Source organism: Hominiventricola aquisgranensis, from assembly GCF_040096225.1.
Taxonomy (GTDB): Bacteria; Bacillota; Clostridia; order Lachnospirales; family Lachnospiraceae; genus Hominiventricola; species Hominiventricola aquisgranensis.
In genome coordinates, this window is the sequence record NZ_JBBMFC010000029.1 from 21,043 (window position 1) to 27,432 (window position 6,390).

At 45.3% G+C, this 6,390-nt stretch carries 8 protein-coding genes; 3 read left to right on the forward strand and 5 right to left on the reverse strand.

What is annotated here, in order from left to right:
• Positions 1-69: 69 nt before the first annotated feature.
• The 3 genes from tig to WMO62_RS13535 form a co-directional block, all read right to left on the reverse strand.
• Complete coding sequence (gene tig / locus WMO62_RS13525) at positions 70-1,356, reverse strand: trigger factor (RefSeq protein WP_349144982.1); 1,287 nt, start codon at positions 1,354-1,356, stop codon at positions 70-72.
• Positions 1,357-1,531: 175 nt separating this feature from the next.
• Positions 1,532-1,753 carry an alpha/beta-type small acid-soluble spore protein gene (locus WMO62_RS13530; RefSeq protein ID WP_349144984.1) on the reverse strand — a complete coding sequence of 74 codons (222 nt, stop codon included), beginning with the start codon at positions 1,751-1,753 and terminating at the stop codon, positions 1,532-1,534.
• Positions 1,754-1,892: 139 nt separating this feature from the next.
• Positions 1,893-2,444 (reverse strand): DJ-1 family glyoxalase III, encoded by a 552-nt coding sequence (locus tag WMO62_RS13535; protein ID WP_349144985.1) that lies wholly within the window; start codon positions 2,442-2,444, stop codon positions 1,893-1,895.
• A 191-nt stretch (positions 2,445-2,635) separates the two neighbouring features.
• Between WMO62_RS13535 and WMO62_RS13540 the strand changes: the two genes are divergently transcribed.
• Entirely contained in the window at positions 2,636-3,085 is a 450-nt protein-coding gene (locus WMO62_RS13540) for a CYTH domain-containing protein (RefSeq protein ID WP_117497088.1), read from the forward strand.
• Here WMO62_RS13540 and WMO62_RS13545 read toward each other — a convergent pair.
• Positions 3,071-3,220: a hypothetical protein gene (locus WMO62_RS13545; protein WP_349144986.1), complete on the reverse strand. Its 150-nt coding sequence runs from the start codon at positions 3,218-3,220 to the stop codon at positions 3,071-3,073. The two genes, WMO62_RS13540 and WMO62_RS13545, sit on opposite strands and share 15 nt — an antisense overlap.
• Positions 3,221-3,532: 312 nt before the next feature.
• On the opposite strand from WMO62_RS13545, the gene WMO62_RS13550 reads away from it, so the two are divergent.
• The gene (locus tag WMO62_RS13550) at positions 3,533-3,874 is read left to right on the forward strand and encodes a helix-turn-helix domain-containing protein (RefSeq protein ID WP_178753751.1); all 342 of its coding nucleotides are present in this window, start codon (positions 3,533-3,535) and stop codon (positions 3,872-3,874) included.
• Between the two features lie 441 nt (positions 3,875-4,315).
• Complete coding sequence (locus WMO62_RS13555; protein ID WP_349144987.1) at positions 4,316-4,954, forward strand: hypothetical protein; 639 nt, start codon at positions 4,316-4,318, stop codon at positions 4,952-4,954.
• Positions 4,955-5,028: 74 nt separating this feature from the next.
• Here WMO62_RS13555 and WMO62_RS13560 read toward each other — a convergent pair whose 3' ends face one another.
• Positions 5,029-6,294, reverse strand: coding sequence for a dihydroorotase (locus WMO62_RS13560; RefSeq protein ID WP_349144988.1), 1,266 nt, complete (start codon positions 6,292-6,294; stop codon positions 5,029-5,031).
• Positions 6,295-6,390: the final 96 nt, after the last annotated feature.

Sequence of the window (6,390 nt, forward strand, 5' to 3'; positions counted from 1 at the left end):
CTCGTCTGTGTATATCATTCGTCTATAAAAGGGCACAGCGAACTGCCATGCCCTTTTGTATCTTTCTTTTTAAGCCTCTACTGCAGCTTCCGCAACCAGTTTGGCAGCTTTCTGGACTGCGATATCCTTCTTCATCTCTTCCATCTGACGCTCGCCTAACAGCTCTTTGATCTTGTCAGCTTCCATCTTGTACATGTCAGCCATCTTCTTGATCTCTTCCTCAATGTCAGCTTCCTCAGCAACCAGATTCTCAGCCTGAGCTACTGCTTCCAGTACCAGACGGCTCTGGATGTTCTGAAGTGCTCTCGGTTTCATCTCTTCCATGTATTTCTCCTCGGTCAGGCCGGTGAACTGGAAGTACTGATCCAGAGAGATACCCTGAGACTGGATTCTCTGAGCGAACTCATCCAGCATCTGGCGGGTCTGATACTCTACCATAGCATCCGGGATCTCCATCTTAGCTCCCTCGATGATCTTGCCGATTACAGCATCCTCTTTTGCTCTTGCAGCCTCATCCTCTTTCTCTTTGAGGAGTTTAGCCTTAATATCTGCTTTATATTCATCCAGAGTATCAAACTCAGATACTTCCTGAGCGAACTCATCATCTACTGTCGGAAGCTCTTTTACTTTGATTCCGTTTACTTTGCATTTGAATACTGCTGCTTTTCCAGCCAGTTCTTTTGCACCGTACTCCTCCGGGAAGGTTACGTTTACATCAAGCTCTTTGCCGATCTCAGCTCCAACAAGCTGATCCTCAAAGCCCGGGATAAAGGTATTGGATCCGATAGTCAGATCATAGTTCTCACCTTTGCCGCCCTCAAATGCAACACCATCAACAAATCCCTCGAAATCAAGAGTAACGATGTCGCCCTGTGCTACTGCACGGTCATCAACGGTTACAGTACGGGAGTTAGCCTCGCGCTCTTTGGTGATCTGTGCCTCGATCTCCTCGTCTTTTACTTCGATCGGTGCTTTCTCTACCTGGATTCCTTTGTACTCACCAAGCTCTACAGCCGGTTTTACAGCTACAGTTGCAGTAAATACGAACGGTTTGCCGCTCTCGATCTGAACAACGTCGATCTGCGGATGGGAAACGATCTCCTCGCCGCACTCTTCTACTGCATCAGAATATGCAGACGGAAGCATTGCATCGATTGCATCGTTGTAGAATACTTCTTTTCCATACATTTTCTCGATAAGCTGACGCGGAGCTTTTCCTTTACGGAATCCCGGAATGTTAATGCTTTTTTTCATTTTATTGTAAGCACCCTGGATTGCTTTCTCTACGTTCTCTGCCGGTACTTCTACGGTCAGTTTCGCCATGTTTTTCTCTAATTTTTCAACCTGTACACTCATTTTTATGTTATATCCTCCTTGTATTCTTAGATCAGTATACCCTGATTCACATACTCATAGACATTTTAAGAGTATAGCACAAAAAAATAAGACTGTCTAGGCTTTTTCCTGCTCAATACACAGAAAAAAGCCCGTCCAGCCTTGGTTTTCACACTTTTACGGCTTCAGTCGTCCGTTACTGACCGGATGACATCTGCTGTTCCTGCTTCATGATCATCTTTTTGACCATCTCGCCACCGATAGAACCGGCTTCACGGCTGGTCAGATCACCATTGTAACCGTCTTTTAAGTTCACGCCAAGCTCGCTGGCAACCTCCTCCTTAAAACGGTTCATGGCAGATTTCGCCTCCGGTACCGCCATACTGTTGGTTCCGGATTTGCTGTTCTGATTTGTCATGCTAATCACCTCCATGCCCATAGTATTCACATTTACATGGAAGAAATACTGGTAAGTGTTGGAGATTCAGAGCTATGCACATGCGGTTTTGCAAATGTGGCTCTGAATCTTCCCGATGCTTTGCGAATGGTTCTAAATCTTATACCTTAAAAATAATGCTCTGCGCCAGCTCCTGTGCTTTTTCTTCTGACACCAGCTGGCTCACCAGCGACAATGCAAACGGGATTGCAGTTCCCATGCCACGGCTGGTAGTCACATTTCCGTCCTGAGCCACCTGATCAAATACCACCTGTGCTCCGGTCAGATGCTCCTCGAATCCCGGATAGCAACATGCTTTTTTCCCTTTCAGGATTCCCAGATCTCCCAGTACACTTGGTGCTGCACAGATAGCTGCGAGCTTTTTCCCTGCTTCAAAGGATGCTGTCAGAAGCTCTGTCAGTGCTTTGCATGCTCCCAGATTCTTCGTTCCTGGCATACCTCCCGGCAATACAAAAAGTTCTGTTTCTGAAAAGTTTTCCTGTCCAATACAGGTATCACACTTAATCTCAATTCCATGCGAACCGGTCACTTTTGTCTCTCCGGTAATGGATACCATATGGATCTCCACACCTGCTCTTCTTAAAATATCTACAACTGTCAGTCCTTCGATCTCTTCAAATCCGTCTGCAAGAAATATACATGCTTTGCTCATGTGCGTATACCTTCCTTCCCGTGATAGGTGATGCCATGTGCTGTCCAGCCTTTATGGCATTTGTTTATGCTTTTTATATGTATTGTATCATTTGAACACGGGTTATGCTATATTAAAATGTAAGATACCCAGGACACAAATTTAAAGCTGTCATGTGTCCATACATTATATAAAACCAAAAGGAGTCTGCCATGAAATCATATGAAATCGAACGCAAATATCTGATCCATACCATTCCCTTTGATCTGAAGGAGTATGCATTTCACGATATCGAACAGGGTTATCTCTGCACCGAACCGGTTGTCCGCATCCGCAAGCAGGATGATACTTATTATCTCACTTACAAATCCAAAGGGCTGATGGTCCGGGAAGAATATAATCTGCCCCTGACCGCCGAGGCTTATGCACATCTGCGCGAAAAAGCTGACGGCAAGCTCATCACCAAGCGCCGTTATCTGATTCCCTTTGGAAAATATACTATTGAGCTGGATCTCTTCTCTTCCCCGAGACCAGACCTCATGCTGGCAGAAGTGGAATTTTCCTCTGAGGAAGAAGCTCTTGCCTTTAAAGCACCTGACTGGTTCGGCGAGGATGTAACCAGTTCATCCGAGTATCATAACAGCACGCTAAGTCAGTCCTGATCTTTTTCGAATCTCTTCTAATAACTGCTCCTGCGACTTTCCACCTTCCGATTCCGGCATCCGCACAAAGTGAAGCCGCAGGAGTCTCCATGCCAGCCACATGCGGGCATAAATCTGTTTCATGATTTTCTTCATACTATAATCCTCCGTTTTGTTCTTATAGACATTATTCCCTGTTTATTCATTTTTGAATGCCAACAACAACTGTCCGTTTTATAATTTCTAATCTATTATTGCTGGTTTGATTACAAATGTATGCTTTATCATACAATCCGCTTTATATCTTCTCCATTTTTTCCTCTTTATCGTACTACGTTCGTGTATTTTATTGCAACTATTACTTTTATTTCCAGTACAAATAGAATTAGTTTTCCACGTTTCTGTTCATATAAACAAGTCAAATCGGGAACTTGCTATAATAAGCGCAGATTCAAGAAGGAGAAGATCATGACCAGTTTAAAAGTTGCCGAAACGCTGAAAGAGCTGAGACATCATCGCGGATTTACTCAAAAACAGCTCAGTGAACAACTTCATATTTCCAGACAGGCTTATTCCAATTATGAGAATGGTACGAGGCTTCCGGATCTGGAGACCGCCTGCGTGATTGCAGATTATTTTCAAATCTCGCTGGATCAACTGGTTCGTGTTGGACTCCATCCCGAAAAACCGGCAGATCCATTTGCTTCACTTCCAAAAGATATGCAAGATTTTTTGTCAGATTACCACTGTCTGCCCGATGAGAAGCAGAAACGGGTACAAAGCTATACACAGTTCCTGCGCGATCGGTAAGTATGGTTATATGAATGCTAAAAGGATTCCAGAATGATTGAACCTATTCTGGAATCCTTTCTTCACTTAACTTCCTGCAAAATTTTTCTTGATTTTTATTCCATGACATGCTACTCTGAATCTAATCTGTATGTATCATTGTTCTATATCCAGATATTCAGTCCGTCGAAAGCAACTATCCATTTTATTTTTAATCTTTGCAGGATTCTTTGCATGTTCCAGTTGTAAAATTTTATAAATTCCTTGCAACGCAAAGCTAATGCAGATACAATAAAGGAGTAATCTATTGAAGACACTAAATGAAGCGTTGGGCAGCATACGCGGCGAAGTGAGCGTGGCTGCCCAAAATCTAGTCCGCGGGTTGCTAATTGGATGAAGTGTTTGGCAGCAAACGCGATGCAGTGGAAATGGCTGCCCAAAATCTAGTCCGCGGGTTGCTAATTGGATGAAGTATTGGGCAGCATACGCGGCGAAGTGAAGGTGGCTGCCCAAAATCTTGTCTGCGGGTTGCTAATTGATACGTTTAATATCATAATCACGCCTTTTGATCTCTTTGGCGAAGGCAGATACTGCTATACATTTCATGCACGCTGCGACGAGAATCCGTCTCTTGTTTTGGAAGATGGCGCAACCAGAATTTTCCTCAATACCCGCGGAACCAACCGTAATGAAGTATCCGAAGAATTAATTCAATTTCTGGAGTATATGGAGCAATCTACTTTGGATGTGGATATCCCCGATACCAATGGAAATCTCATCAAAATCCATAACCATGTCAGGCAAGTAAAAGCCAGTGAAGAGATTGGAGTGAAGTTTATGCAACGATGGGAAGAAGAAGCTATGTGGAAACGTGAAGGCAGGGAGGCTGGCCTTGCTGAGGGGCTCAATAAAGGACAGACTATAAATCAAATCTCCATCATACGATTTCAGCTTCTCAGCAAACAGATGACACCTGTTCAGATTTCTGATATTCTGGGACTTTCTTTGGCGTTTGTTCAGCAGATCTGTGACCTGCTGACAACACACCCACAGGAACCTGATGAAAAACTTGCTGATTATTTCTTAAGTAAAAACAAATAAAAATAAAGCCCCCAACTGTGCTGATATGTCCCACATATATGGTCATACACAGTTGAGGGCTTTTATCCAATCCACTAACCTTTATACGCAATCTTTCCCGCGCAGATGGTGTAATGCACCTTTCCTGGCAAGGTCCAGCCTTTGAACGGACTGTTGGTTGCCTTTGATGCAAAATGATCCACTGTCCACTGTTCTTTTTCGCCGAAGATTACCAGATCCGCCGGTGCTTCCGGTTCCACGCTTCCCGGCACCATCCGGTAAAATTCTGCGGGATTCTTACTCATCAGTTTCATAAGATCCATCAGCGTAATATATCCTGGCTCCACCAATGAATAGATACCAAGTGCCAATGAGGTCTCAAGTCCGGTGATACCACTGGGTGCCTGTGCCATCGGTTTTGCTTTTTCTTCTTCACTGTGCGGCGCATGATCTGTCACAATCATATCAATAGTTCCATCCTGGATACCTTTGATGATCGCCTGTCTGTCTTCTTCTGTCCGCAGAGGCGGATTCATCCGTGCCAATGTGCCATATTTCAGCACCGCTTCTTCCGTCAATGTGAAATGATGCGGCGTTGCCTCTGCATGAACATCTGCTCCCAGCATCTTAGCCAGACGCACCAGCTCCACAGAATTCTTTGAACTGATATGTTGGATACAGACAGAAGCGCCGGTATGCAGTGCCAGCATACAATCTCTTGCCACCATCACATCTTCTGCTGCTCTGGCAGCACCACCGTATCCGATCTGCTCTGCCACTTTTCCTTTGTGCACTCCCGGCTCACTCATCAATGCCGGATCTTCCTCATGGAAAGCCAACGGAAGGCCCAATGCCTTCGCCTGCTCCATAGCCTGCACCAGCAGCTTTTCATCCATCAGCGGGATTCCATCATCGGTAAAGCCAGCTGCTCCCGCATCTGCCAGTGCCTCCATATCCACCAGTTCTTTGCCCTGAAGTCCTTTTGTGATAGCCGCCGCCTGCAGCACATGGATCGGTGTCTGCTCCCCTTTTTCCTGCACATAGGAAAGTGTTTCCAGATTATCTACCACCGGCTTTGTATTTGCCATGCAGACTACGGTGGTAAATCCGCCACGGGCTGCTGCTGCCGCACCAGTCTCAATATCTTCCTTATAAGTAAGGCCTGGATCGCGAAAATGCACATGGGCATCCATCAGTCCCGGTGCCACCACAAGTCCTGTTGCATCGATCACTTCCGCATCTGCCGGAACCTTCAGAGCTTTACCAGTCTCCACGATCTGGGAACCTTCGATCATCACATCCATGATCTCGTCCACTTCCCTCACCGGATCTATTACTCTGCCTCCTCGAATCAATAACATGTCTTCATCCTCCAAGTGTCTGGCTGCTGTATGGCAGCAACCTTTTTCTACCTCTTATGATACCGCAGGTTTTTCCTGTGGGCAAGGAGGATTATG